The sequence below is a fragment of the Acinetobacter sp. AOR43_HL genome, from assembly GCF_027854635.1.
Taxonomy (GTDB): domain Bacteria; phylum Pseudomonadota; class Gammaproteobacteria; order Pseudomonadales; family Moraxellaceae; genus Acinetobacter; species Acinetobacter pittii.
The window spans coordinates 86,641-110,989 of sequence record NZ_JAKTHX010000007.1 but is presented as its reverse complement, the minus strand read 5'-3'; the positions used below and the strand labels follow the sequence as shown (position 1 = coordinate 110,989).

At 37.3% G+C, this 24,349-nt stretch carries 24 protein-coding genes and 1 riboswitch; of the genes, 16 read left to right on the top strand and 8 right to left on the bottom strand.

The genetic code is table 11. The annotated features are described in order from the left end of the window. The first annotated feature begins 18 nt into the window (after nt 1–18). The 3 genes from galE (at nt 19) to MKL33_RS03020 (ending at nt 3,340) form a co-directional block, all read left to right on the top strand. Nucleotides 19–1,026, top strand: coding sequence for a UDP-glucose 4-epimerase GalE (gene galE, locus MKL33_RS03030; protein ID WP_270906426.1), 1,008 nt, complete (start codon nt 19–21; stop codon nt 1,024–1,026). 116 nt (nt 1,027–1,142) lie between these two features. After that, nucleotides 1,143–2,537, top strand: coding sequence for a class II fumarate hydratase (gene fumC, locus MKL33_RS03025; RefSeq protein ID WP_005068873.1), 1,395 nt, complete (start codon nt 1,143–1,145; stop codon nt 2,535–2,537). A 356-nt stretch (nt 2,538–2,893) separates the two neighbouring features. Beyond that, nucleotides 2,894–3,340: a DUF6097 family protein gene (locus tag MKL33_RS03020; protein WP_017385987.1), complete on the top strand. Its 447-nt coding sequence runs from the start codon at nt 2,894–2,896 to the stop codon at nt 3,338–3,340. 165 nt (nt 3,341–3,505) lie between these two features. Here the strand turns inward: MKL33_RS03020 and MKL33_RS03015 are convergent, their stop codons facing one another. After that, entirely contained in the window at nt 3,506–3,799 is a 294-nt protein-coding gene (locus MKL33_RS03015) for a hypothetical protein (protein WP_064784886.1), read from the bottom strand. Nucleotides 3,800–3,971: 172 nt separating this feature from the next. Here MKL33_RS03015 and MKL33_RS03010 point away from each other — a divergent pair, with 172 nt between their 5' ends. Next, entirely contained in the window at nt 3,972–4,673 is a 702-nt protein-coding gene (locus MKL33_RS03010; protein ID WP_270906425.1) for an alpha/beta fold hydrolase, read from the top strand. Here the strand turns inward: MKL33_RS03010 and MKL33_RS03005 are convergent. After that, entirely contained in the window at nt 4,668–4,931 is a 264-nt protein-coding gene (locus MKL33_RS03005; protein ID WP_032036537.1) for a hypothetical protein, read from the bottom strand. The genes MKL33_RS03010 and MKL33_RS03005 overlap by 6 nt on opposite strands. Before the next feature lie 228 nt (nt 4,932–5,159). On the opposite strand from MKL33_RS03005, the gene MKL33_RS03000 reads away from it, so the two are divergent. From MKL33_RS03000 to MKL33_RS02990, 3 genes are all read left to right on the top strand, one after another. Continuing rightward, nucleotides 5,160–5,603 (top strand): BLUF domain-containing protein, encoded by a 444-nt coding sequence (locus MKL33_RS03000; protein WP_017398952.1) that lies wholly within the window; start codon nt 5,160–5,162, stop codon nt 5,601–5,603. Between the two features lie 241 nt (nt 5,604–5,844). Next, the gene (locus MKL33_RS02995) at nt 5,845–6,336 is read left to right on the top strand and encodes a hypothetical protein (RefSeq protein WP_270906424.1); all 492 of its coding nucleotides are present in this window, start codon (nt 5,845–5,847) and stop codon (nt 6,334–6,336) included. A gap of 150 nt (nt 6,337–6,486) precedes the next feature. After that, nucleotides 6,487–6,575: riboswitch (glycine riboswitch) on the top strand. 176 nt (nt 6,576–6,751) lie between these two features. Further along, nucleotides 6,752–7,996, top strand: coding sequence for a D-amino acid dehydrogenase (locus MKL33_RS02990; RefSeq protein ID WP_005068883.1), 1,245 nt, complete (start codon nt 6,752–6,754; stop codon nt 7,994–7,996). Between the two features lie 44 nt (nt 7,997–8,040). Here the strand turns inward: MKL33_RS02990 and MKL33_RS02985 are convergent, their stop codons facing one another. Next, nucleotides 8,041–8,685, bottom strand: coding sequence for an A1S_1983 family putative colistin resistance protein (locus MKL33_RS02985; RefSeq protein WP_270906423.1), 645 nt, complete (start codon nt 8,683–8,685; stop codon nt 8,041–8,043). A 100-nt stretch (nt 8,686–8,785) separates the two neighbouring features. Here MKL33_RS02985 and ispF point away from each other — a divergent pair, with 100 nt between their 5' ends. Continuing rightward, the gene (gene ispF / locus MKL33_RS02980) at nt 8,786–9,277 is read left to right on the top strand and encodes a 2-C-methyl-D-erythritol 2,4-cyclodiphosphate synthase (protein WP_002115651.1); all 492 of its coding nucleotides are present in this window, start codon (nt 8,786–8,788) and stop codon (nt 9,275–9,277) included. Here the strand turns inward: ispF and MKL33_RS02975 are convergent. The 5 genes from MKL33_RS02975 to glnL all read right to left on the bottom strand — a co-directional run bounded on the left by MKL33_RS02975 (nt 9,265) and on the right by glnL (nt 14,524). Further along, on the bottom strand, nt 9,265–9,789 hold the full coding sequence (locus MKL33_RS02975; RefSeq protein WP_064784882.1) for a protein tyrosine phosphatase family protein: 525 nt from the start codon (nt 9,787–9,789) through the stop codon (nt 9,265–9,267). The two genes, ispF and MKL33_RS02975, sit on opposite strands and share 13 nt — an antisense overlap. Nucleotides 9,790–9,982: 193 nt before the next feature. Further along, nucleotides 9,983–10,903: an ornithine carbamoyltransferase gene (gene argF, locus MKL33_RS02970; protein WP_005068890.1), complete on the bottom strand. Its 921-nt coding sequence runs from the start codon at nt 10,901–10,903 to the stop codon at nt 9,983–9,985. A 112-nt stretch (nt 10,904–11,015) separates the two neighbouring features. After that, nucleotides 11,016–11,669 (bottom strand): TetR/AcrR family transcriptional regulator, encoded by a 654-nt coding sequence (locus tag MKL33_RS02965; protein WP_202732906.1) that lies wholly within the window; start codon nt 11,667–11,669, stop codon nt 11,016–11,018. A gap of 265 nt (nt 11,670–11,934) precedes the next feature. Further along, nucleotides 11,935–13,428 carry a nitrogen regulation protein NR(I) gene (gene glnG, locus MKL33_RS02960; protein WP_002115702.1) on the bottom strand — a complete coding sequence of 498 codons (1,494 nt, stop codon included), beginning with the start codon at nt 13,426–13,428 and terminating at the stop codon, nt 11,935–11,937. After that, nucleotides 13,415–14,524, bottom strand: a complete 1,110-nt coding sequence (glnL, locus tag MKL33_RS02955) for a nitrogen regulation protein NR(II) (RefSeq protein ID WP_002115631.1) — start codon at nt 14,522–14,524, stop codon at nt 13,415–13,417. Before glnL ends, glnG begins: the two co-directional genes overlap by 14 nt. A gap of 342 nt (nt 14,525–14,866) precedes the next feature. Here glnL and rimO point away from each other — a divergent pair, with 342 nt between their 5' ends. The 8 genes from rimO (at nt 14,867) to bamA (ending at nt 24,311) form a co-directional block, all read left to right on the top strand. Then, on the top strand, nt 14,867–16,210 hold the full coding sequence (gene rimO / locus MKL33_RS02945; protein WP_227063398.1) for a 30S ribosomal protein S12 methylthiotransferase RimO: 1,344 nt from the start codon (nt 14,867–14,869) through the stop codon (nt 16,208–16,210). Between the two features lie 51 nt (nt 16,211–16,261). Continuing rightward, nucleotides 16,262–16,990, top strand: coding sequence for a UMP kinase (pyrH, locus tag MKL33_RS02940; RefSeq protein ID WP_000852257.1), 729 nt, complete (start codon nt 16,262–16,264; stop codon nt 16,988–16,990). A gap of 84 nt (nt 16,991–17,074) precedes the next feature. Further along, nucleotides 17,075–17,629 (top strand): ribosome recycling factor, encoded by a 555-nt coding sequence (gene frr / locus MKL33_RS02935; RefSeq protein WP_002115638.1) that lies wholly within the window; start codon nt 17,075–17,077, stop codon nt 17,627–17,629. A 4-nt stretch (nt 17,630–17,633) separates the two neighbouring features. Continuing rightward, nucleotides 17,634–18,386 (top strand): polyprenyl diphosphate synthase, encoded by a 753-nt coding sequence (gene uppS, locus MKL33_RS02930; RefSeq protein ID WP_002115643.1) that lies wholly within the window; start codon nt 17,634–17,636, stop codon nt 18,384–18,386. Beyond that, a complete protein-coding gene (locus tag MKL33_RS02925) occupies nt 18,386–19,210 on the top strand; it encodes a phosphatidate cytidylyltransferase (protein ID WP_014206990.1) in 825 nt (274 codons plus the stop codon). Before uppS ends, MKL33_RS02925 begins: the two co-directional genes overlap by 1 nt. Beyond that, nucleotides 19,211–20,407 (top strand): 1-deoxy-D-xylulose-5-phosphate reductoisomerase, encoded by a 1,197-nt coding sequence (ispC, locus tag MKL33_RS02920; RefSeq protein ID WP_032003819.1) that lies wholly within the window; start codon nt 19,211–19,213, stop codon nt 20,405–20,407. A 1-nt stretch (nt 20,408) separates the two neighbouring features. Beyond that, nucleotides 20,409–21,764, top strand: coding sequence for an RIP metalloprotease RseP (gene rseP, locus MKL33_RS02915; protein ID WP_069036928.1), 1,356 nt, complete (start codon nt 20,409–20,411; stop codon nt 21,762–21,764). Between the two features lie 36 nt (nt 21,765–21,800). After that, entirely contained in the window at nt 21,801–24,311 is a 2,511-nt protein-coding gene (gene bamA / locus MKL33_RS02910) for an outer membrane protein assembly factor BamA (protein ID WP_069036929.1), read from the top strand. Nucleotides 24,312–24,349: the final 38 nt, after the last annotated feature.

Genomic DNA, 24,349 nt, shown 5'->3' with positions numbered 1-24,349 from the left:
GAGAAAGGTAAGTATACAATGATTTTAGTGACAGGTGGTTTAGGCTTTATCGGTTCACACATTGCGTTGAGTCTAATGGCTCAAGGGCAAGAGGTGGTAATCGTCGATAATTTGGCTAATTCAACCTTGCAAACTTTGGAACGGCTAGAGTTTATTTCTGGTATGTACGTTCCATTTGTCAAACTTGATGTACGCAATACACCAGCGCTGAATAAGGTGTTTGAGCAATATTCAATTGATGCAGTTATTCATACTGCCGGATTCAAATCAATTGAAGAATCTAACCTTAAACCTCTTGAATATTATAATGATAATGTTAGTTGTATCATGAGCTTGCTTCGTGCCATGCAACGTACGGGTGTTCGTCACTTCATTCATCTGTCTAGCCTTGCAGCTTATGGGAAATCTGGCTTGCAATTGAGTGAAACAGAAGAATTTAATTATGCTTATCCTAATCCCTACATTAAGTCTCAACAGATGATTGAAGAAATTATCCGTGATACTTATAAAATTGACCATGAGTGGAAAATTGCGATCTTACGATTGTCTAATATCGTAGGTGCATTTGAACATGGGGTACTCGGAGAGTATGTCGCTCAGCTCCCTAAAAATATTGTTCCGCTTGCGATGCAAGTCGCAGCAATGCAACGTGATTTAATTGAATTACAAGATCAAGCTGAAACGTCAGATCATACGACTGAACGTAGTTTTTTACATGTTTTAGATTTATGTGAAGCCGTCATTGCGAGCTTACATTGGCTGCGTGAACAAACGCATTGTTGTGAAGCATTTAATATTGCACATGACCAAGTTCATTCAATTCGTCAATTACTCGATGAAATTTCACAAATCACTCAAGCTGAGATTCCAACACAAACAGCAATTTATAAGCATGTTGAGTTGGATCAAGTTGGAGCTAATATTGAAAAAGCCAAAACATTACTGCAATGGGCACCAAAACGCCCGTTAAAACAAATGATCGAAGATGAATGGCGCTTCTATCAAAATACTTTAAATGGAAGATGAGATAATGATTCTTATTTACAATACTGGTATGCTTGAGTACGATATTCAAAATTAACTAGCCAGAGCAAACACTTGCTTCAGCCCGTGAGTTCTTTATTGAGATAACCGAGGTTTCTATGCAAACACGAATTGAACATGACACTATGGGTGAGATTGAAGTTCCAAATGAAGCATTGTGGGGGGCACAGACTCAACGCAGCTTACAGAACTTTAAAATCGGGCAGGAACGATTACCCCGTGCCATGATTCGAGCGATGGGTTTGGTAAAAAAGGCTGCTGCAATAACCAATGCTGAACTTGAACAACTACCACAAGATTTGAGTCAATATATTGTGGGTGCTGCTGAAGAGGTAATTGATGGCAAGTGGGATTCCCAATTTCCTTTAGTTGTCTGGCAGACAGGTTCTGGTACGCAAAGTAACATGAACTGCAATGAAGTGATTGCCAATATTGCAAACCAGAAATTAGGACAAGCCTTAGGTGCCCAAAAACCAGTACATCCAAATGATCACGTTAATCGTGCTCAATCAACAAACGACTCCTTTCCAACGGCCATTCACGTGGCAGCAAGTTTGCAAATTAATGAATTACTCATCCCTGCTGTAGAGCAGCTCAAAGCGACTTTGCAAAAAAAGTCAGATGAGTTTCAGGATATTGTCAAAATTGGCCGTACCCATTTGCAAGATGCTACTCCATTAACCTTAGGTCAAGAATTTAGTGGCTATGTATCACAGCTTGAGCATGGATTGGTTCGACTACAACAAGCTTTGAGTGGTTTATATGAGTTGCCATTAGGTGGCACAGCGGTAGGTACAGGATTAAATGCACATCCTGACTATGCAGTAAAAGCAGCAGCTCAGCTTGCATTACTCACAGGTTTACCTTTTGTAACCGCGCCTAATAAATTTGAAGCACTAGCAGGACGGGACGCCGCTGTTTTTGCATCAGGTGCATTAAAAACTTTGGCTGTAAGCTTAAACAAAATTGCGAATGATATTCGTTGGCTGGCAAGTGGACCTCGTTGTGGTTTTGGTGAAATCCGTATTCCAGAAAATGAGCCTGGTTCAAGCATTATGCCTGGGAAAGTAAACCCAACACAAAGTGAAGCAATGACCATGGTTGTTGCGCAAGTGCTTGGAAATGATACGACCATTAACGTAGCAGGTGCTTCAGGTAACTTTGAATTAAACGTCTTTATGCCAGTGATTGCTTATAACTTATTGCAATCTATTCAGTTACTTGGTGATGCATGTAATAGCTTTAATGATCACTGCGCGGTGGGAATTGAGCCTAATCGCGATAAGATTGATCACTTCTTGCATAATTCTCTGATGCTAGTTACAGCTTTAAATCCAGTAATCGGCTATGAAAATTCTGCAAAAGTTGCAAAGACTGCTTATAAAGAAAATAAAACGTTGAAGCAGGTCGCTGTTGAGCTTGGTTTGGTTACAGCGGAACAATTTGACGAAGTAGTTAAACCTGAAAAGATGGTTTCACCAAATAGTAAGTAATCTATGTAAAAATAACCATATTTTTAGAAACTCAATCAATAAAAAGGCACTTTTGAGCTATTTCAAAAGTGCTTTTTATTTTAGTAATTCGAAATACTTAACTCCTATGAAAACTTACTTTTTAATAATCGTATAATTCAGAATAAAATATCAATCGTTCTCATAGTGTAAAAAAATTGAGAAATATAGTGAGAGGAAGCTATGTTTAGAAATCTTTGGAACATTTTCGGCTTCTCGTATTTCTTTTGAATATTTTTTAACTCAGCTCAATTTATTACTTTTGTGTTAAAAAGTGCTTTTAATCATAAAATTTGCCTTAAAATCCATGGTTTTACTAATTACATTCTGGTTTTTCTATGGGAAATTTAACAATTTTAGGTGAGGCATTAGAAAGTGCAGAAATCTTGAAAAACGTTCAATATCATATTAAAGACAACAGATTACCTATATCATTAAAAGATGATTTGAATAAGCAAATTATTGAAGTTGAAAAATATTTTGGAGAAGATGATTTTGAAAAACTAGAAGTTAAGAAAAATAAAATCAATATATGGACAGGAGTTCTTGCGGTTCCAATATTGATTTATTGTATTGCATTATTCTTAAGTCGATATGTACATAACTTTGGTATCAATATTGATGTAGATGTCTTAAATCATATGTTGTTCGATAATATATTTAAATATATTTGGATTGTCATAATTTATGCAGTCATATTCTTTGGATTGATTGGATACTTTTATATACTTAATAACCAAAGCAAAAAATTAATTGAAAAGAATGTGAATAAACTTCTTAGCTAAATATGTTTAAAATCTTTAAGCATACAATATGCTGTGCACTCTATTATCTGTATATACAGATAAATCATTAATAAAAGTGTACGCGCTAATATTTATATAAAAGCCCTCAAATGAGGGCTCTTTTGGGGTGGAAGGATTTAGCTTGTATCTTGAAATTGGAAAATATCAAAGTAAGCCGTCTATGTATTCCCAATCATGAGATTTCATAGCTTCAAACTTCTTTTTTAGCTCTTCTTTTTCGTACTCATGTATATCGCGTGCTAAAAGAACATGATATGAGTTAGATTCTGGTTCTATAGTCACTTCAATAATCTCTACTGGTTCAATCACTCCACTCTCAGTTAAACCAGAGTCTATAAAACACATTCCTTTTACAGGAATAACAGTACAATCATATTCCTTAGAAATAAAATAATTATTTGCTGAAGCGGAATACGTACGTGATGCTCTAACTTTCATGTGTATCTCCTTCAAGCATAAAAGGGAATGTTTTAGTCTGGCGTGCTTCCACAGTTATTTCTGTTTAATTTATATAGTGATTTTATTTTTTACTTCAATATTCTAATTATAGATTTTTTATTAGCATAAAATACTGTTAGCTATAATTTACAAGTAAGGTATTAAAAAACTTATGAATCAAAAGCCAATTTCAGTTGTTTTAATTCCTGGTTATATGCTTGATGAATCTCTCTGGAATGAACTCATAGATGAAATGCCTAAAGAGTGGAATATATCTCGAGCTACTTTAAAACAAGGGCAAACAATCAAAGAAATTGCTCAAAATATTGTTGAACATGCGCCAGAAAGCTTTGTACTGATTGGATTCTCACTTGGAGGATATATCGCTAGATCTATAGTGGAGCAATTTCCTGAAAAAGTTAAGGCACTTATTTTAATAGCGTCTTCACTACGCTCAGATACAGAAGAACAGAAGAGTCAAAAGTTAACGGCGATTAAACTTAACTCTGGGAAAAATTTCCATGGGCTAAGCTCAATATCGATTGAAAAAACACTTCATCCATCAAATGTGCAGAATCGTACTCTTGTAAAAAGAATCCAAGAGATGGGGAAAGCTTTGGGTTATGAAGAATTCGTTAAACAATCTATGTTAGATAGAAGCTCTTATGATATGAGTAAAATCACATGTCTAACTTTAATCATTTCTGGTGCAGAGGACCAGCTGCGCTCTAAGGAAGAAGCTATAGAATTATTAGATCAGTTACCCCATGCAAAGCTTGAGATAATTAATAATACTGGTCATATGATTCCGATGGAACAGCCGAAAGCATTGGTTTCAGTGATTTTAACTTGGTTAAGTACTTATCTTTCATGAGGGCCTAACTTTCGTTTTCTTCGTCAGAATCTTTATAATCCTGAAAACTTGATTGTCGAGTTTGATCTTTTGATGAATAGTTGCATGATCAAGCTGATCCCATAACTCAAATGGAAAAAACTCTGAACTATGATCAAATATCCATAACCATTGGTAGCTATTGTTAAGGGTATTCTTATCAAAACGAACATCTTGAACTTTAATAATCTTAAACTGTTTATGATGTTCGTCTTGAAGAATAACTTCATGATTCTCCATTAGACATCCATACATTAAAGATAATTTTCAATTGTACTAAAATTAATAGTGTCTAATTAGCTTGTTAGGTTGGCATTAATTTACAAAAGATTTCGGGTTGTTAAAGTTTGTCATTTTCAAAAAGAAAATAATCTTTACTTTTGAAATACAAGGTTTTAAATAGCTTACATTGTAAGAAGAGAGGGTAGATGTCAGAATGGACATTAAAATCTATCTTCGAGTATCGCTATGAGTTTAATAGGCTTTATGTATGCAAGTAAAACCAATAGTGAACATAGTCAAATAAAACAAGATTTAATTGATATTCTCACCGAAGCTGTCAAATTCAATTCACATAATGATATTACAGGAGTGCTTTACTATGGTAATGGATACTTCTTGCAGTATTTGGAAGGAGAGAAAGAACAGGTCGAATCGCTATTTTATAAATTAATTTTGAAAGATTCGAGACATCAGAACTGTGAAATCATCTTTTCAGAACCATCCGAACAACGGCTATTTAAACATTGGAGTATGAAATTTGCTCCCATTAACACGAAAATAAAAGAGTTCTTTCATCATCATCATGTTGATGAATTTAATCCTTATCTGCTTAACACTACATCTATTCCGACTTTTATTGAACTGCTTGTAGATCAGCCAAATTATAAAGTTGATCAATATCAAGGTTAATCGAAACCAAGAATTACAACGGATTTTTGATGTTCTATTTAAAGTTAAGCTCTCTTCGGAGAGCTTTTTATCACAAAGGCTGAAACTTTCACTAATTAATGGCGAATTGGCGTTGAATAAGCCGTCATAATTGTTAAAATGCCCACCTTGTCCTGTTTTTATATTGTTTTTTGTTTTGCATTTATTTCGCAAAGTTAGAGATAAAATTATTAAAAACAGCTGCTTAGTTAAGGATTTTTGAATGCTCTCTATTTATTTGACAGATACCCAACAACATGTGCAATTTAATGATTATCCTAGTGATCAGCCGGTTAAGTTTCTGTTAAATCTTAAAAAGATTTTCCCAAGTACAGCGGATTTATTATTACCAGTTTTACCTGAAGATAATGATCTAGAAAACGTAACGTGGGAATCAACCTCAAAAGATTTTGAAATCTTTAAAAAGCTATTAGCGGGATGGGGTGTTATTGAGCTTCGTTTAAATGCAATTACTGCTTATAAAGATAAAAACTTTGCAAATGATCTAGTGAAACAAGCACAGCTAAAACGTAAGAAAACAGCGCAAAAAAATCATCAGCTTTCTTTAGTTACTCTAGATTATATTTTTATGCACGAAGTTCATGCATTGATTGATGCTGAACTGGTCACTATTGGTGAAAAATTCTACTTACCCACCTTGCGTGAGCAATGGAAAGGTACGGTTTCAGACCAAGTGCTCAACGGAAAACTCTAATTTAAGTGTAAAAGGTGAATTTATAAAAATTCACCTTTTTTATTTTCTAATTAAATCAGTGTCTTATAATTTTAAGATTGCTTATACAAAAGTTTACAAGAAAAGAATGCGTTTTTTTCAATGTGGCAGATACATTGCTTATATAAATACAAAATTATTGCGGGAGAGAGGTTCTTTAAGAACCCGCCGAAGGAGCAACAAGCCCGGAAACTCTCAGGCAAAAGGACTGTAATAATTAAAAAATCTGGAGAGAAGCTTAGATTTATAAGAATGGAAAACAATAACTTATAAATTATAAACTCACCGAAGGGGAAGATCTAAACGTTAAAAGGTAACGTTGGGGTCGAAACTCTCAGGTACCAATGACAGATGGGCTGTACTGATGAAATGTTTTTGCATTTCTGAGGAGTCTGTTATGCCACATGTTATTGTGATAGGTGCGGGAATCACAGGGGTTACCTCTGCTTATGAATTATCGCAACTGGGTTATCAAGTCACAGTGATTGATCGACATTTATATCCTGCAATGGAAACATCATTTGCCAATGGAGGGCAATTATCGGCTTGTAACGCCGAAGTATGGAACCAAAAAGCCACCGTCATTAAAGGCTTTAAATGGATGAGACAAAAAGATGCTCCTCTACTGTTGAACCCTTCATTTAGTTTGCATAAATATAGTTGGTTAGTTGAATTTCTATCACATATTAAAAACTATGAAGCGAATACGATTGAGACGGTTCGTTTGGCATTGCTGGCTCGTAAGCGTTTGTTTGAAGTTGCTGAAAAAGAGCAGCTTGAGTTTGATTTGGAGAAACGTGGAATCCTCCATATGTATCACAGTAAGGCTGACTACGAGATTGCTAAACAAGTTAATAACGTATTGAACAAAGGTACATTGGAACGCTATTCGGTTTCACCTGATGAAATGAAAACAATAGAACCATCTTTGACGGGTGACTATTTCGGTGGCTATTACACACCAAGTGATGCGACGGGTGATATTCATAAATATTCAACCTCTTTGGCTGAGAAGACTAAAGAATATGGCGTTCAATATAAGTTCGGCCTAGAAGTTATGGATATTAAGTGCAGCGCAGACAAAGTAGTTGTAACTTGTCAACCAAGTGCTGAGCATCCTTATCTGGTTGAGTCTGATAACATTCAGCTTGAAGGTGATGTACTTGTTGTTTGTGGTGGTGTAGGGAGCTATCAACTTGCCGATATGATTGGTGAGCGAGTAAATGTGTACCCAGTAAAAGGTTATTCAATTACCGTGCAATTAAAAGATGAGCACAGCGTAAAGAATGCTCCTTGGGTGAGTTTACTAGATGAAAGTGCAAAAATTGTGACTTCTCGTTTAGGTAAAGATCGACTGCGTGTGGCAGGGACTGCTGAGTTTAATGGCTATAACCGCGACATACGGGCTGATCGTATTCAACCATTAGTGAATTGGGTTAATCGTAACTTTGATATTTCAACTGAGCATGTGGTGCCTTGGGCAGGGTTAAGACCAATGATGCCGAATATGCTGCCTGTTGTTAAGCAATCTAAACAACCTCGTGTTTTTTATAATACAGGGCATGGGCATTTAGGTTGGACTTTGTCTGCGGCAACCGCAGTTTTAGTCGGTCAGGATATTGCTCAAAAATATCCAGCGTAGAAAGTAAAAAGCCAGTGTTCAAACACTGGCTTTTATTTTAAGCGTTAATCATATAGGCGGTAGATTCCGCTAAAACGTTCACAGCCTTTTTGCTGAGTTTTCACATTAAGTAAAGCTTTTTGAAAATTAAACTGATATTTACAGTTGTGCTCATTGTCTAAAATTTCACTTTTTTGTTCAGGTGAACTATAGGCCATCAATGAGATCGTTTGAGTTTCTTTGCGGTTATTTGGATTGCGGTATGCTATCCCTTCAATCTTAATTTTATCTTTCGCGAGCTGATGGACTTGAATGTGTACAGGCTGAGCTGCTATATGTCCATTTTCAAACTTAAGATAATGCTGGGTAAGCGTTTGCTTAAGTGAAGCATAAAAATTTAAGTCATCAGTACGTAAATCAAACTGTTGTTGAATACATGTATTACTCTTGCATTGCTGAGTATGTTTAGACCATAACTTTTGCGTATCCTGTAAAAGCTGTAAGGGGGCATCAGTAACTAAATATGCAGAAAGATATTTATTATTGAGTTGCTTTCTCGATTCACTAAATGTTTTTGAACAGATTTTAAGCTCAGCTCCAGTATTGGAGCAGTCTATTGATTCTGCAAAGACAAAAGGTGAACATAAACAACTCAGTGTCACGACAAAACTTAATCTTTTCAATTGATTCATATCAGTATTAGACAGCATGATCGTTTATACTTTCAGTCTACTTTGCTAGGTGTACTATAGCGAAACAGAACGGCTGAATACAAGATTTCTTAAGTTTTTATGGAAGGTAATAATTTATATGGTTGCTCAGATTCGTATTGGACAAGGAATGGATGTACATGCCTTTGAAGAGGGGAACTTCGTTACATTGGCGGGTATACAAATTCCACATACACATGGTTTGAAAGCGCACTCTGACGGTGACGTTGTACTTCATGCGCTATGTGATGCTTTATTAGGTGCTTTAGCGCTTGGAGATATTGGACAACATTTTCCTGATACTGACCCAGAATACAAAGGCGCAGATAGCCGAGTATTGTTAAAGCATGTTTATCAATTAATCTTAGACCGTGGTTATCAGTTAAATAATGCCGATATTACGGTGGCTTGCGAGCGCCCAAAATTAGCTAAGCATAATCTTGAAATGCGTCAAAGCATTGCTGATGTTCTAAATGTAGATATTAATCAAATTAGTATTAAAGCAACGACAACCGAAAAACTTGGGTTTACCGGTCGTCAAGAAGGTATTTTGGCTACAGCGACTGTTTTAGTCTCTCATCACACCAAGTGATCGGCCTGCTGCAAAGACTGTTGAAGTTCTAAAGTTGCCTTACGGCCTTGTAGCTGTAAGGTAATACTATGGATGAGTCCAGTCCAAGTCTCATTAGGTTCCCAAATTTCGTGTAATAAATCCTGAGAAGTCGGCATATCCATATTCATATAAAACTGTCTATAGACATACATAAGGCAACTTACGCGTTTATTTTTGGCGCAATGTATCCAAACAATTTCATTTTGCACTAAATGATCAATCAAATCTAAAACTAATAAGCACTGTTCAGCAGAAGGCATCTCCCAATCAATTGGAATATGAATATAATTTAAACCAAGGTCTAAACAAATACGGTCTTCATTCTCAAGATGATTTGAAGCATTAGTTAAAGCAAGGTTAATGACTGTGCTACAACCAAACTCTTTAATCAATTTTAGTTGTTCAGCAGAAGGCTGGGCCGAGCTAAATAAATGTTCATGAATAATCGAAAATGCGGGAATTTGAGATAATGATTGTTCAAGGGTTGTCATGATCGCACTCTACAAGAGTAGGCTTAGCTTATTGTGTAGAATGTTATACACGATTCTAGAGAATAGTTGAAATACAGCCTGCTTATATATTCGGCAACGTTATCAAATTTTTAAAAATAATTAACTGGAAAAGTACAAGTCTTATAAAATAAAAAACAGCATCATAAAGATGCTGTTTTTTTAAACTCAAAATTTAAGCTTTCTTTAAATTTTCATTTAATAAAAATTCGACTAAAGCTTTTTGAGCATGGAGACGGTTTTCTGCTTCATCCCATACGACTGCATTTTTATAATCGAGCATGGTTTCAGAAATTTCTTCGCCGCGATGAGCAGGTAAGCAGTGCATGAATAAACAATCTGGGTGAGCAAGGCTCATTAATTTTTCGTTAACTTGAAAATCAGCAAAGGCTTTTTCACGAAGTTTTTGCTCTTCTTCTTGGCCCATACTTGCCCATACATCAGTCACGATGAGGTCAGCATTTACTGCTGCATCTTCCGCATTATCATAAAGCTCAACGCAATGACCAAACTCCGCTAAAAATTCAGGTTTAGGTTCATATCCTTTTGGCGATGCAATTTTGAGTTTGAAACCCATCATGTGCGCAGCTTCAATATATGAATTACACATATTATTGCCATCACCAATCCAAGCAACGGTTTTGCCTTCAATGCTGCCGCGATGTTCAATATAAGTTTGTAAGTCAGCAAGTAACTGGCATGGATGATGATCATCAGTTAGGCCGTTAATTACAGGAACTTTTGAATAAGATGCAAAACGTTCAACAATGTCATGACCAAAAGTACGAATCATCACAATATCAAGCATACTTGAAATTACACGTGCTGAATCTTCGATTGGTTCACCACGGCCTAATTGTGTGTCACGAGGCGATAAAAAAATCGCACTACCGCCAAATTGGTTAATACCTGCTTCAAAAGAGATACGTGTACGCGTACTTGATTTCTCAAAAATCATTCCCAATACTTTACCAACAAAAGGCTGGTAGACCTTATTGTCATGTTGCATTTTTTTAAGCTCGCTTGCGCGTTCTAAAATGCGATTAAGTTCTAGAGTGGATAGATCACGTAAAGTCAGGAAATGTCTTAGAGCCATGTAGCTACTCCATAATAATTGTTTTGAAATATAACAATTATCTGTTGTTGGCTGGGTGGATGTGGGAAAAAAGAAGTCTACTATACTATAAGCATTTTAAAATGCAAAAGAATTAGACTTTATGATGGCCTTTTAAAAAAATATCTACACAATATTCAATATAATCAAAAGCTTCTTTCTCATCTGGAAGGGCTGGCATACCCATAATCATACGCCATTCAATATCTCGTAAAATCCCAAAATACATGAGTGAAGAATAATACGGAGAATTACATGTAATTTCGCCTGATTTATCCGCAAACTCTAATGCTTGAGTAAGTGTGTTTTGTAAATTATGTACCCATTTGTCATATAAGTATTGTATGAGGACAGTGTTACATTCGGTCTGTTCAATAATAAGTCTTAAAAATGCAACATGTTCGGGCTGAATAATATGAACATATACACGATTAAGTGTTTGAATCAGATATTCTCTTAAAGTGCTTTTCTCAGGTTGGAATGGAATGCAAATATCTTTAAAAAACATTTCACGTTTATGATCACAAATAGCAGTAAAAAGTCCTTCCTTATTGCCAAAATATTTATAAATAGAAGCCTTGGAGCCACCAGCATGATTAACAATATCATCGAGAGATACGGCATCATATCCTTTCTCTAGGAACAGCTCGGTCGCGCTTAACAATAGAGCTAAACGACGTTCAATACCGCGGCGTGTTTGAGGCTTCTCACATGCAAGGTGATGTGAATCCAGGACTGAATCATGCATAAAATTTAATAACAACAACTGACTTTGCTTATCTAGTATAGCAAAACTATCTTTAGTGATGGCCATAACCATTTTTTTAGATCATATGCTGAACAGTAAGTGACTAATTCAAAAAATAAACTAATACAAAATATAAGCTTAGAGTTGGTTGTAGAAGGGTTTGATGATGTAACCTTGTGTTTACATTATATTTTAAGAAAAATCTGATTTAAAAATAAAGCGGCTAAGAATGACTTAACCGCTCTGAAGTTAAATAATGAGATTTCTAGGCTTCAGTTTGAGTCACCTTGTGCTCATCTTCTTCGTCATCATCTGCAGAATCCATTCCAAGTTCTTTTAACTTGCGTGTTAAGGTATTGCGACCCCAGCCCAATAATTCCGCTGCGTGACGTTTGCGTCCACGTGTTTGTTGCAAAGCTGCGTTAATCAACGTGCGTTCAAACATTGGTGTGGCAATATCCAAAATTTTCATTTCACCATTTTTAAGCTTTTGAATAGCCCATTGATTTAGTAGTTCATCCCAATGATGTAGAGAAATACGCTCAAATGAAGGTGCCGGTTGACTAGAATCACTATTCTTTTGCAATGGAACTTGTTTGAGCTCAGAAGGTAAATCTTCTGGATAAACTTCGCGGCCAGTAATCATTACAGTTAGCCAGCGGCAAGTATTTTCAAGTTGTCGTACATTACCCGGCCATGGTAACTGTTGCATGTAGTCCGTTGTTTCAGTGCGTAGGATTTTTGGACTTACGCCAAGCTCTTTACCTGCACGCGCAAGGAAATGCTGCGCAAGCATTGGAATATCTTCACTACGGTGGGCAAGCTTAGGAATGTGAATACGAATCACATTTAAGCGGTGATATAAGTCTTCACGGAAGCGACCTTCATTTACTAGCTTTTCTAAATCCTGATGCGTTGCCGCAACAATTCGAACATCTACTTTAACGGGAATGTGTCCGCCTACACGATAGAACTCACCGTCAGCGAGTACGCGAAGCAATCGAGTCTGAGTTTCAAATGGCATATCACCAATTTCATCAAGGAACAGTGTTCCGCCATTTGCCTGTTCAAAGCGGCCTTGATGCTGAGTATTTGCCCCTGTGAAAGCGCCTTTTTCATGACCAAATAACTCGGTTTCAATCAAGTCTTTTGGTATCGCAGCCATATTTAAAGCAATAAAAGGCTTGGCACGGCGTGGGGAGTGCTTGTGTAAAGCATGAGCAACTAATTCTTTACCCGTACCCGATTCACCATTAATTAAAACAGTAATATGAGATTGCGATAAACGGCCGATAGCACGGAAAACCTCCTGCATTGCCGGAGATTCACCAATAATTTCTGTTGATTGAAGAGGTGAGGCTGTTTTTGTAGCTTCTTGCTGTTGTAGTTTATTAATATGCAGGATTGCGCGATTGACTAAAGCTAAAGCTTCATCAATATCAAAAGGCTTTGGTAAATATTCAAACGCGCCTGTTTGATAGCTTGATACGGCAGACTCTAAGTCAGAATGTGCTGTCATAATAATGACAGGTAAATCTGGATGAGTGTTTTTGACTTTAGATAAAAAAGTTAAACCATCAATTCCAGGCATGCGGATGTCAGTTAAGATGACATCGGGAGCATCATGGTGCAAACGTTCAAGCGCAGTTTGAGCTTCTTCAAAATTGGTAACATCAAAACCTTCCTCTTTAAAGGTCTTTTCCAATACCCATCGCATGGCGCGATCATCATCAATAACCCATATTTTATTTCGCGACACGGTCTGACTCCCAAGGTAAATATAAGCTAAAAATTGTTTTTCCAGGAACAGATTGGCATTCAATCATTCCGTTATGTTGATGCATAATATTCTGTGCAATACTCAGGCCAAGCCCAGTACCTTTTGCTCGTCCAGTAACCAATGGATAGAATACTGACTCCAAAATACTTTCAGGAATGCCTGGTCCATTGTCCTCTATATCGACTCGCACTGTAGATCGATTTAGTACACCGTTAATTGTGACAAGACGTTGTATACGTGTACGTAGAATTAACTCCGGTTCGTGATCTATAAAAAATGCTTTGTTTTCTGTTATAGCTTGAATTGCGTTTACACTAATGTTGAGCATGACCTGTATTAACTGATCACGATCGGCATTAACATCCGGTAAAGACAAATCATAATCTCGTATAATTTTAATTTTCTTCTTTGTCTGGTTGGCGATAAGTGAACGCACTCGCTCCAAAGGCTCGTGTACGTTAACATTTTCATAACTTGGGAGTTGTCTAGAACCCAACATGGTATCTGCCAAGTTCGTTAAGCGATCTACTTCATTAATAATGACATCTGTAAATTCAGCATAACTTTTATCATTCAAACTGCGTGCGAGTAATTGAGTTGCACCACGAATACCTGCCAGTGGGTTCTTAATTTCGTGCGCAACGCCACGCACAAGCTGCCTAGCCACCTGATGTTGTTGTACCAGATTTTCTTCTTTAGAAATCTTTAACATACGATCAATCGGATTGAGCTCAATTAAGAGTAATGGGTGATAACTTTTACCTGCATTTAATTGAGACACTGTATAATCAACATGAAGGTCTTTAAAGTTGACATTAATAACCGCTTCTCGACGAGTATAAGGTTGACCCGTTTTAATAGTGTTTAATAACGCTTCATGTGTATTAAAAGTATCATCAGGCGCATGAAGTAGATTCAAAACCGGCTGTCCTGAAGCTCGAAGCAAACTAATGTCAAATAGTGCTTCGCAGGCAGAATTTAAGTAAAAAATATTCAAGTTACTATCGATCAATAAAATCGCAGTAGTTAAGTTGTCTACCAATAGGCGATAGTCGATAGGGTTGTGTTGATCCATTAGCGAATCGTTCCTGTCTTAAAATAGCGCAATGGCATCTTCATTGGTTATCGGATTTTCACCGTTATAGAACATGAACGATGCAAAATATACGCCAACTTTGTTTATGGGTTATTTTAAAGTTTTAAAGTATTTAAAAACGCGCTGAAATCGGTCTTTATATCGGTTGATCAAAACTGATGGCTTGAATATAGATAATAACATGATCCAACTTGGTGCAAAGGTGAGTTTTGGTGCAAATGTTGGTCGTATTTTGGTGCATTACACAAAGAGTAGGCTTTCCACCTATGCTTGAGACAAGAAAAGACATACAATACGCGCATTCAAGTGGAGCGCAGATTCATGAAGACCCCCAAAGTCGGTTTTGTTTCTTTAGGTTGTCCTAAGGCATTGGTAGATTCTGAACGAATTTTAACTCAGTTAAAGACTGAAGGTTATCAAGTTGCATCAGATTATGATGGTGCTGATTTAGTTGTTGTTAATACCTGTGGTTTTATCGAATCTGCGGTACAAGAGTCGCTAGATGCAATTGGCGAGGCCATGAGTGAAAATGGTCGAGTAATCGTTACTGGATGCTTAGGTAAAGACGAAGACAAAATTCGTCAAATGCATCCAAATGTTTTAAAGGTTACTGGTGCAGCAGCTTATCAAGATGTAATGGAAGCTGTACATGAATATGTCCCAGCACCACCTAAACACAACCCGTTTGTTGATTTAGTTCCTGAACAAGGAATTCGCTTAACACCAAAACATTATGCCTATTTAAAAATATCTGAAGGATGTAACCACCGTTGTACCTTCTGTATTATCCCAAGTATGCGTGGCGATCTAGTATCGCGTCCAGTTGGAAGTGTACTCGAAGAAGCCGCTGCGCTTAAAAGAGCAGGTGTTAAAGAAATCTTGGTTATTTCCCAAGATACATCAGCTTATGGTGTAGATACCAAGTACAAACTTGATTTCTGGAATGGCCAGCCTGTTAAAACAAAATTCTTTGATATGTGTGAAGCACTAGGTCAACTTGGCATCTGGGTGCGCTTACATTATGTTTATCCATACCCACATGTTGATGCGGTTATTGATTTAATGGCACAAGGTAAAATCCTGCCATATCTTGATATTCCATTCCAACATGCAAGCCCGCGCATTCTTAAGTTAATGAAGCGTCCGGCTCACAGTGAAAATACACTCGAAAAAATTAAATTGTGGCGTGAAAAATGCCCGGATCTTGTGATTCGTTCTACATTTGTAGTGGGTTTCCCAGGCGAAACTGAAGAAGATTTTCAAATATTGCTCGATTGGTTGGTTGAAGCTGAACTTGATCGTGTTGGCTGCTTTACCTACTCACCAGTAGAAGGCGCTACGGCAAATGATTTACCCAATCATGTGCCTGAAGAAATTAAGCAAGAGCGTTACGAGCGCTTTATGCAAGTGCAGCAACAAATTTCTGCTGCTAAGTTGCAAAAACGTATTGGTCAAACGATGACTGTATTAGTCGATAGTTTGGAAGATGAATATCCTGTTGCTGTTGCACGTTCTTATGCCGATGCTCCGGAAATTGACGGTAATGTCTTTGTAGAAGATATCGATAAGAGCACGATTCAACCAGGCGATATGTTAGAAGTCGAAATCACCGATGCGGATGAATACGACTTATTTGCAAAGTTAATTAAAATTAAGTCGGTTTAATCGATAACGATTCAAAAAAGCATTCAGTTTAAGAGGTTTTGGAGCAAACTCATGGCGGAAACAATTAGCCCCCGTTATTCACGCATTTTATTAAAACTATCTGGTGAAGCATTATCAGGTAACAAAGACATGGGTATTGATGCTCAAGTCCTTGATCAAATGTCCCTTTCAATTGCTCACTTAGTTGGCTTGGGTGTGCAAGTGGGTATCGTTGTTGGTGGCGGTAACTTGTATCGTGGTAGTCAGTTGCAAAAGGATGGCTTGGTTGGTCGTGTAACAGGCGATCAAATGGGTATGCTTGCAACTGTAATGAATGGCTTGGCTATGCGTGATGCATTGGTTCGCCGTAATATCAGAACTCGCCTTATGTCTGCATTACCAATTGGTACAGTAGTAGAGTCTTATTCAAGTCGTGATGCTATCCGTCACTTGAGTCAAGGTGAAGTTTGTGTTTTTGTTGCTGGTACAGGAAATCCATTTTTTACGACTGATACGGCAGCTTGCTTACGCGGAATTGAAATTGAAGCAAATTTAATTCTAAAAGCGACCAAAGTAGATGGCGTATATAATAAAGATCCAAGTAAATACGAAGATGCGGTTAAATATGATCATTTAACCTTTGATCAGGTATTGGACGAAAAACTTGGTGTTATGGATTTGACAGCTATTTGTTTATGTCGTGACCATAATGTGCCATTACAAGTTTTTGATATGAATAAATCAGGCGCGCTATTGTCAGTAGTCATGGGCGAAAAAGAAGGTACACGCGTTACTAAATAATGTACGTGTTGACGAAAGCTCTTTATACTAGCGCTAAATTAAATTTGTTAAAACATCCTTGAATAAATAAGTAAGGTAGATCATATGATTAACGATCTGAAAAAAGACAGCGAACAGCGTATGTTGAAAACTCTTGAGTCTTTGGAACTAGGGTTTGCTAAAGTTCGTACCGGCCGTGCACACCCATCAATCTTAAATGGGGTAATGGTTCCTTACTACGGTTCTGATGTGCCTTTAAATCAAGTGGCAAACGTTGGTGTTGAAGATTCTCGTACACTTCTTGTTCAGCCATTTGAACGTACAATGGTTTCAGCTATTGATAAGGCAATTCGTGAGAGTGATCTTGGTTTAAACCCGATTACTGCGGATGCAATTCGTGTACCTTTACCTGCATTAACTGAAGAAACACGTCGTGATATGCAAAAAATTGCGCGTAGCGAAGCTGAAAATGCAAAAGTTGCAATTCGTAATATTCGTCGTGATGTATTAGGTGATATCAAAGCATTATTAAAAGAGAAAGAAATCTCTGAAGATGATGAGCGCCGTGCAGGTGACGATATCCAGAAAATCACTGACAAATATGTTGCAGAAGTAGACAAGCGTCTTGCAGCGAAAGAAGCAGAATTGATGAAGGTCTAATTTTATGACCGATTCAGAAGAGTATCATCTTCCTAAGCATGTTGCCATCATCATGGATGGCAACAACCGCTTTGCAAAAAAAAATCAAATGCAAAAAGGTGATGGACATCGAGAGGGTAAAAATGTTCTTGATCCTATCGTTGAACATTGTAAAAAAACAGGTATTCGTGCTTTAACGGTTTTTGCATTTTCAAGCGAAAACTGGAATCGACCACAATTTGAAGTCGATCTGCTTATGAAGCTTCTTGAAGAAACTATTCATGAGCAAATACCTCGCATGAAGAAATTTAATATTGCTTTGCGTTTCATAGGTGATCGTTCCAGATTACCGTCACACCTAGTTGCCTTAATGGAAGATGCAGAGCAACAGACAGCACACCATAACACTATGACCTTAACTATTGCTGTGAGCTATGGTGGGATGTGGGATATTGCAAATGCAGCAAAACAAGTTGCTGAAGCGGTTTCCCGTGGTGAATTTGGTGCTGATCAAATAAATGTTGATTTGTTCGAAAAATATGTCAGTCTAAACGATCTGCCTGCTGTGGACTTATTGATCCGTACAGGTGGAGATTATCGCATATCTAATTTCTTGTTATGGCAAGCAGCATATGCTGAACTGTATTTTACTGATACTTTATGGCCAGAATTTACAGTACAAGAATTCGATCATGCATTGAATGTTTTTTCGGGACGTGAACGTCGTTTTGGCAAAACATCTGAACAAATTCAGCAAGAGAAAATAGAGAACTTATAATGTTAGAGCGGATTGTTACCGCATTGGTACTTGTCGCAGTTGTTTTAGGCTGTATGTTTGCTACGCAATCACATTATCCAATGTTGGTTCTTATGATTGTAGCAGCAGGAGTAGCGGGGTATGAATGGTATAAATTAATGCCTCATGAAACTGTAAATGCTGTAAAGCCAAAAGCTTGGTGCTACGGTCTGCTTGTTGCATTTGTTTCAGGCGTTGCTCTATTTTTCCATGATATTGCATTACTTTTATGGTCAGCTTCAATTTTGACTTGGCTTGTAAGTGTTTATTGGGTCAAATCTTTTCCTGAATTTGATGGGTGGTATAACGCTACTCTATATGTAATTGGCATTATTTTAGTTTGTGCTGCGGTAACTTCAATTTTTGTTGTTTGGCAAAGTTCGCCATGGTGGTTAATGTATCTGTTCTTGCTCGTGTGGGGTGCAGATAGTGGTGCTTACTTTGTTGGCCGTAAATTTGGTAAAAGAAAACTAGCACCAACGGTAAGTCCGAACAAATCAGTAGAAGGTTTATATGGTGGTGTTATCACGACCATACTGGTAATGTTGGTTGTGCAATACCAGTATCTAAATTTAACTTTAATTCAGCAAATCCTGTTTCTTATATTGTCACTGATTACAGTATTCGGTTCAGTTTTAGGTGATTTATTTGAGTCGATGATTAAACGTCGTGCTGGTATTAAAGATTCTGGACGTGTACTACCTGGTCATGGTGGTGTTTTAGATCGTATTGATTCTTTACTTGCTGCAGCCCCGATCTTTGCAACGGGAATGTATATATTAAAACTTATTGGTGTAGATTTATAAATGACACAATCTGTTTGCATATTGGGTGTAACCGGTTCCATTGGGCAAAGTACCTTAAAAATTTTAAATCAACATCCTGATAAGTATTCAGTATTTGCAATTTCAGCTCATAGTCGAATTTCTGAATTGGTTGATATATGTAAACAATTTCAACCAAAAGTTGTAGTTGTTCCAAAGCAAAAAGTTGACGAATTAGCAGCTTTATTTGTAAAGAGTGAATTACAAAATATTGAAATTTTGACTGATCAGGAAGGGCTGGTAAGTATCGCATCTCACCCTGATGTTGATGTAGTTATGGCTGCAATTGTTGGAGCAGCTGGTTTATTACCAACATTAGCGGCTGTAAAAGCTGGTAAACGCGTATTGCTTGCTAATAAAGAAGCCTTGGTCATGTCTGGTGAAATCATGATGCAAGCAGCACGTGATCATCAGGCATTATTATTACCGGTAGATTCTGAACACAACGCTATTTTTCAGTCTTTACCTCATAACTATTTAGACGCTGAAAGAAATGGACAACCGCAACAGGGTGTATCAAGAATCTTATTGACCGCTTCAGGTGGACCATTTTTAAACCATTCGTTAGAACAATTAGAAAAAGTTACTCCTGCCCAGGCTTGTAAGCATCCCAACTGGTCTATGGGACAGAAAATCTCAGTTGACTCAGCTACTCTTATGAATAAAGGGTTGGAGTTGATCGAGGCGTGTCATTTGTTTTCAATATCTGAACATTTTGTTACAGTTGTTGTTCATCCACAAAGTATTATTCATTCTATGGTGCAATATGTTGACGGTTCAACATTGGCTCAAATGGGTAATCCAGACATGTGTACACCGATTGCCCATGCATTAGCATGGCCAGAACGTTTACAGACTAATGTTCCTGCTTTAGATTTATTTGAGTATTCTCAGCTTAATTTTCAAGCACCGGATATCCAGAAATTTCCAGCACTTGATTTAGCTCGTCAGGCAATGCGTGCGGGAGGGTTGGCACCTACTATTTTAAATGCTGCAAATGAGGTTGCCGTTGCTGCATTTTTAAAGGAACAGATTGGATTTACAAATATCCCACAAGTGGTAGAGCATACTTTGCAAAAATTGGAAAACTCAGTTGCTGATAATATCGAGTCTATTTTGAATAAAGACGAAGTAGCACGACATGTAGCACAGCAGTATATATCAAGTATAGGAGGCTGAAATGAGCGCATTATTTATGATTGCAGCAGCAGCTCTCTTGCTCGGTCCATTAATTGCAATTCATGAGTTCGGTCATTATTGGGTGGCACGAAAACTTGGTGTTAAGGTTCTAGTCTATTCCATCGGTTTTGGTCCGACATTACTTAAATGGACATCAAAAAAATCTGGAATTAAGTACCAACTTTCAGCTTTGCCTCTAGGTGGTTATGTAAAAATGCTCGATGAGCGTGAAGGTAATGTTGCAGAGCAAGATTTACCTTATGCATTTAACCGTCAAAAACCATGGAAGCGTATAGCAATTGTTGCGGCTGGACCTTTAATTAACTTGATTTTTGCTGTTTTACTTTTCTGGATTTTATTTTTACCAGCACAGGAACAACTAAATACAAGAGTGGGTAAAGTTATACCCAACTCGCCAGCAGCAACAGCTCAACTACAAGTAGGTGACAAGATTATTGCTGTTGACGGAAAGGAAACTCAAACTTGGGAAAAACTTAACTTTGCTTTGATTGATCGTGTAGGTGAAACTGGTAACTTGAATATCGATGTAGATCGTGCAGGTACTGAAAAAAATATTGTTTTACCAATTAAAGATTTTTTAAAAAATCAAAATGAATCAGCTTTAGATGTATTAGGTTTTTTACCTTATCGTCCCGTTATTCCCGCTGTTGTAACTGAGTTGACTGCAGATGGGGCAGCAATTCGTCAAGGAATGAAAGTCGGTGATCGTATTGTTTCAATTAATGGTCAAGTAATGAAAGACTGGTTTGATGTTGTGGAAATTGTGCAACATTCACCAGAAAAATTACTTGGTATTGATGTGTTACGTAATGGTCAGCTCGTTCATTTGCAAGTTATGCCCCAAGGAAAGCGTGACAATATGGGGCAAGTGAGTGGGGTTTTAGGCGTAAAAAGCGATGCAGGAAAAATTACAATTCCTGACGAATATAAGCAAACAATTCAATATACTCCATTACAAGCTTTCCAGATGTCGCTAGATAAGACTAGCCAAATCTCTAGCATGATATTGAGTTCAATAGTAAAAATGGTTAAAGGATTGATTGGTCTAGAGAATCTTTCTGGACCAATTACAATCGCGAAAGTAGCGGGACAAAGTGCAGAAATGGGATGGCAGACTTTTATCTCATTTATGGCTTTAATGAGTGTAAGTCTTGGAATTTTAAATTTATTACCAATTCCAATGCTTGATGGTGGGCACCTCGTTTATTACATTATTGAAGCTATTCGTGGGAAGCCTGTTTCTGAACAAATACAAATGTTTGGTCTAAAAATTGGTATGGTACTGCTCGGTAGTATGATGCTTTTAGCTTTATTTAACGATTTTATGCGTTTGTAAACGTATATGGATTTATAACTTACTGGAAAAACTGGCATGCGGCACACACATTTTTTAATGCCTTTGGCACTTGTTAGCGCTATGGCAGCGGTACAACAAGCATATGCAGCTGATGATTTCGTTGTTCGAGATATTCGTGTAGATGGTTTGGTCCGTCTTACTCCTGCAAATGTTTCTACCATGTTGCCAATCAACAGTGGCGATCGCGTTAATGAACCGATGATCGCAGAAGCAATTCGAACATTGTATGCCACTGGACTTTTTGACGATATTAAAGCATCAAGAGATAACGATACTTTAGTTTTTAATGTCGTAGAGCGCCCAATTATTTCAAAACTTGAATTTAAGGGTAACAAACTTATTCCTAAAGAGGCTTTAGAGCAAGGCCTCAAAAAAATGGGCATTGCTGAAGGCGAAGTTTTTAAGAAGTCAGCTTTACAAACAATTGAAACTGAATTAGAGCAGCAATATACTCAGCAAGGCCGTTATGATGCTGATGTAACTGTTGATACGATAGCTCGCCCAAATAACCGTGTTGAACTTAAATTAAATTTTAATGAAGGTACGGCAGCTAAAGTTTTTAATATCAATATTATTGGTAATACTGTTTTTAAAGACAGTGAAATTAAACAAGCTTTCGCAGTTAAAGAAAGTGGTTGGGCTTCAGTTGTAACTCGTAATGACCGTTATGCTAGAGAAAAAATGGCAGCGAGCCTTGAAGCTTTGCGTGCTATGTATCTGAATAAAGGTTATATCAATTTTCATATCAATAACTCACAGCTTAATATTAGTGAAGATAAAAAGAATATCTTTATTGAAGTTGCAGTAGAGGAAGGTAGTCAGTTCAAATTTGGTCAAACCAAATTTTTAGGTGACGCACTTTATAAACCTGAAGAACTGCAAGCTTTAAAAATCTATAAAGATGGCGATACCTATTCTCAAGAAAAGGTAAATGCTGTTAAGCAATTGTTATTGCGTAAATATGGTAATGCTGGTTATTACTTTGCAGATGTAAATGTTGTTCCGCAAATTAATAACGAAACGGGTGTTGTTGACTTAAACTATTATGTAAACCCAGGTCAGCAAGTAACCGTACGTCGTATTAACTTTACAGGTAATAGTAAAACTGCCGATGAAGTATTGCGTCGTGAAATGCGTCAAATGGAAGGCGCTTTAGCGAGTAATGAAAAAATTGATTTGTCTAAGGTTCGTTTAGAGCGTACTGGATTCTTCAAAACAGTTGATATTAAACCAGCTCGTATTCCAAATTCACCAGATCAGGTGGACTTAAACGTAAATGTTGAAGAACAGCATTCGGGAACTACGACGTTAGCGGTAGGTTACTCGCAAAGTGGTGGTATCACTTTCCAAGCAGGTTTGAGTCAAACTAACTTTATGGGAACGGGTAATCGTGTTTCGATCGATTTATCTCGTTCTGAAACTCAAGACTACTATAACTTAAGTGTTACCGACCCTTACTTCACGATTGATGGGGTAAGCCGCGGTTATAACGTTTATTATCGTAAAACAAAGCTAAATGATGACTACAACGTTAATAACTATGTTACCGATAGTTTTGGTGGTAGTTTAAGTTTTGGTTACCCAATTGATGAAAACCAAAGCCTAAGTGCTTCTGTCGGTGTTGATAATACTAAAGTAACAACTGGTCCTTATGTCTCTACTTATGTACGTGACTACTTAAAGGCAAATGGTGGGAAAACCACTTCAACAAGTACTTACTGCCTCGTTGACCTTGAGAAAGATCCAACAACAGGATTGTATAAGTGTCCAGATGGCAAAACTTCTGAGCCTTATGGAAGTGCATTTGAGGGTGAGTTCTTTACTTATAATTTGAATTTAGGTTGGTCATATAACACATTAAACCGTCCAATTTTCCCAACTTCAGGTATGTCTCATCGAGTAGGACTTGAAATTGGTTTGCCGGGTAGTGATGTCGATTACCAAAAAGTAACTTATGATACACAAGCATTTTTACCAATCGGTAATTCAGGTTTTGTATTGCGTGGTTATGGTAAGCTTGGTTATGGTAATGATTTGCCATTCTATAAAAACTTCTATGCGGGTGGTTATGGTTCTGTTCGTGGTTATGACAACAGTACCTTGGGGCCGAAATATTCAAGCGTGAATTTACAAGAGGAAGGTAAAAATGACTCTTCTCCAGAAGAAGTGGGTGGTAATGCTTTAGTTCAGTTTGGTACTGAATTAGCTTTACCGTTACCTTTCAAAGGGGACTGGACTCGCCAAGTACGTCCAGTTTTATTTGCTGAAGGCGGTCAGGTATTCGATACCAAGTGTGACGTTGGGTCTTATTCTATGATTATGAATGGTCAGCAAATCGCAGATGCTAAAAAATACTGTGAAGATAACTATGGCTTCGACTTAGGTAATATGCGTTATAGCGTAGGTGTTGGCTTCACATGGATCACTATGATTGGGCCATTATCTCTTAGCTATGCATTCCCTCTAAATGATAAGCCTGGTGATGAAACTAAAGAGATCCAGTTTGAAATCGGTCGTACTTTCTAAGTACGACTTGACTAAACATGCAATAAGGACACAAATTT

What these genes read in the sequence shown, in the direction of transcription:
- galE (WP_270906426.1), top strand. Translation starts at nt 19, where the DNA reads ATGATTTTAGTGACAGGTGGTTTAGGCTTTATCGGTTCACACATTGCG.
- fumC (WP_005068873.1), top strand. Translation starts at nt 1,143, where the DNA reads ATGCAAACACGAATTGAACATGACACTATGGGTGAGATTGAAGTTCCA.
- MKL33_RS03020 (WP_017385987.1), top strand. Translation starts at nt 2,894, where the DNA reads ATGGGAAATTTAACAATTTTAGGTGAGGCATTAGAAAGTGCAGAAATC.
- MKL33_RS03015 (WP_064784886.1), bottom strand. Translation starts at nt 3,799, where the DNA reads ATGAAAGTTAGAGCATCACGTACGTATTCCGCTTCAGCAAATAATTAT.
- MKL33_RS03010 (WP_270906425.1), top strand. Translation starts at nt 3,972, where the DNA reads ATGAATCAAAAGCCAATTTCAGTTGTTTTAATTCCTGGTTATATGCTT.
- MKL33_RS03005 (WP_032036537.1), bottom strand. Translation starts at nt 4,931, where the DNA reads ATGGAGAATCATGAAGTTATTCTTCAAGACGAACATCATAAACAGTTT.
- MKL33_RS03000 (WP_017398952.1), top strand. Translation starts at nt 5,160, where the DNA reads ATGAGTTTAATAGGCTTTATGTATGCAAGTAAAACCAATAGTGAACAT.
- MKL33_RS02995 (WP_270906424.1), top strand. Translation starts at nt 5,845, where the DNA reads ATGCTCTCTATTTATTTGACAGATACCCAACAACATGTGCAATTTAAT.
- MKL33_RS02990 (WP_005068883.1), top strand. Translation starts at nt 6,752, where the DNA reads ATGCCACATGTTATTGTGATAGGTGCGGGAATCACAGGGGTTACCTCT.
- MKL33_RS02985 (WP_270906423.1), bottom strand. Translation starts at nt 8,685, where the DNA reads ATGCTGTCTAATACTGATATGAATCAATTGAAAAGATTAAGTTTTGTC.
- ispF (WP_002115651.1), top strand. Translation starts at nt 8,786, where the DNA reads ATGGTTGCTCAGATTCGTATTGGACAAGGAATGGATGTACATGCCTTT.
- MKL33_RS02975 (WP_064784882.1), bottom strand. Translation starts at nt 9,789, where the DNA reads ATGACAACCCTTGAACAATCATTATCTCAAATTCCCGCATTTTCGATT.
- argF (WP_005068890.1), bottom strand. Translation starts at nt 10,903, where the DNA reads ATGGCTCTAAGACATTTCCTGACTTTACGTGATCTATCCACTCTAGAA.
- MKL33_RS02965 (WP_202732906.1), bottom strand. Translation starts at nt 11,669, where the DNA reads ATGCATGATTCAGTCCTGGATTCACATCACCTTGCATGTGAGAAGCCT.
- glnL (WP_002115631.1), bottom strand. Translation starts at nt 14,524, where the DNA reads ATGGATCAACACAACCCTATCGACTATCGCCTATTGGTAGACAACTTA.
- rimO (WP_227063398.1), top strand. Translation starts at nt 14,867, where the DNA reads ATGAAGACCCCCAAAGTCGGTTTTGTTTCTTTAGGTTGTCCTAAGGCA.
- pyrH (WP_000852257.1), top strand. Translation starts at nt 16,262, where the DNA reads ATGGCGGAAACAATTAGCCCCCGTTATTCACGCATTTTATTAAAACTA.
- frr (WP_002115638.1), top strand. Translation starts at nt 17,075, where the DNA reads ATGATTAACGATCTGAAAAAAGACAGCGAACAGCGTATGTTGAAAACT.
- uppS (WP_002115643.1), top strand. Translation starts at nt 17,634, where the DNA reads ATGACCGATTCAGAAGAGTATCATCTTCCTAAGCATGTTGCCATCATC.
- MKL33_RS02925 (WP_014206990.1), top strand. Translation starts at nt 18,386, where the DNA reads ATGTTAGAGCGGATTGTTACCGCATTGGTACTTGTCGCAGTTGTTTTA.
- ispC (WP_032003819.1), top strand. Translation starts at nt 19,211, where the DNA reads ATGACACAATCTGTTTGCATATTGGGTGTAACCGGTTCCATTGGGCAA.
- rseP (WP_069036928.1), top strand. Translation starts at nt 20,409, where the DNA reads ATGAGCGCATTATTTATGATTGCAGCAGCAGCTCTCTTGCTCGGTCCA.
- bamA (WP_069036929.1), top strand. Translation starts at nt 21,801, where the DNA reads ATGCGGCACACACATTTTTTAATGCCTTTGGCACTTGTTAGCGCTATG.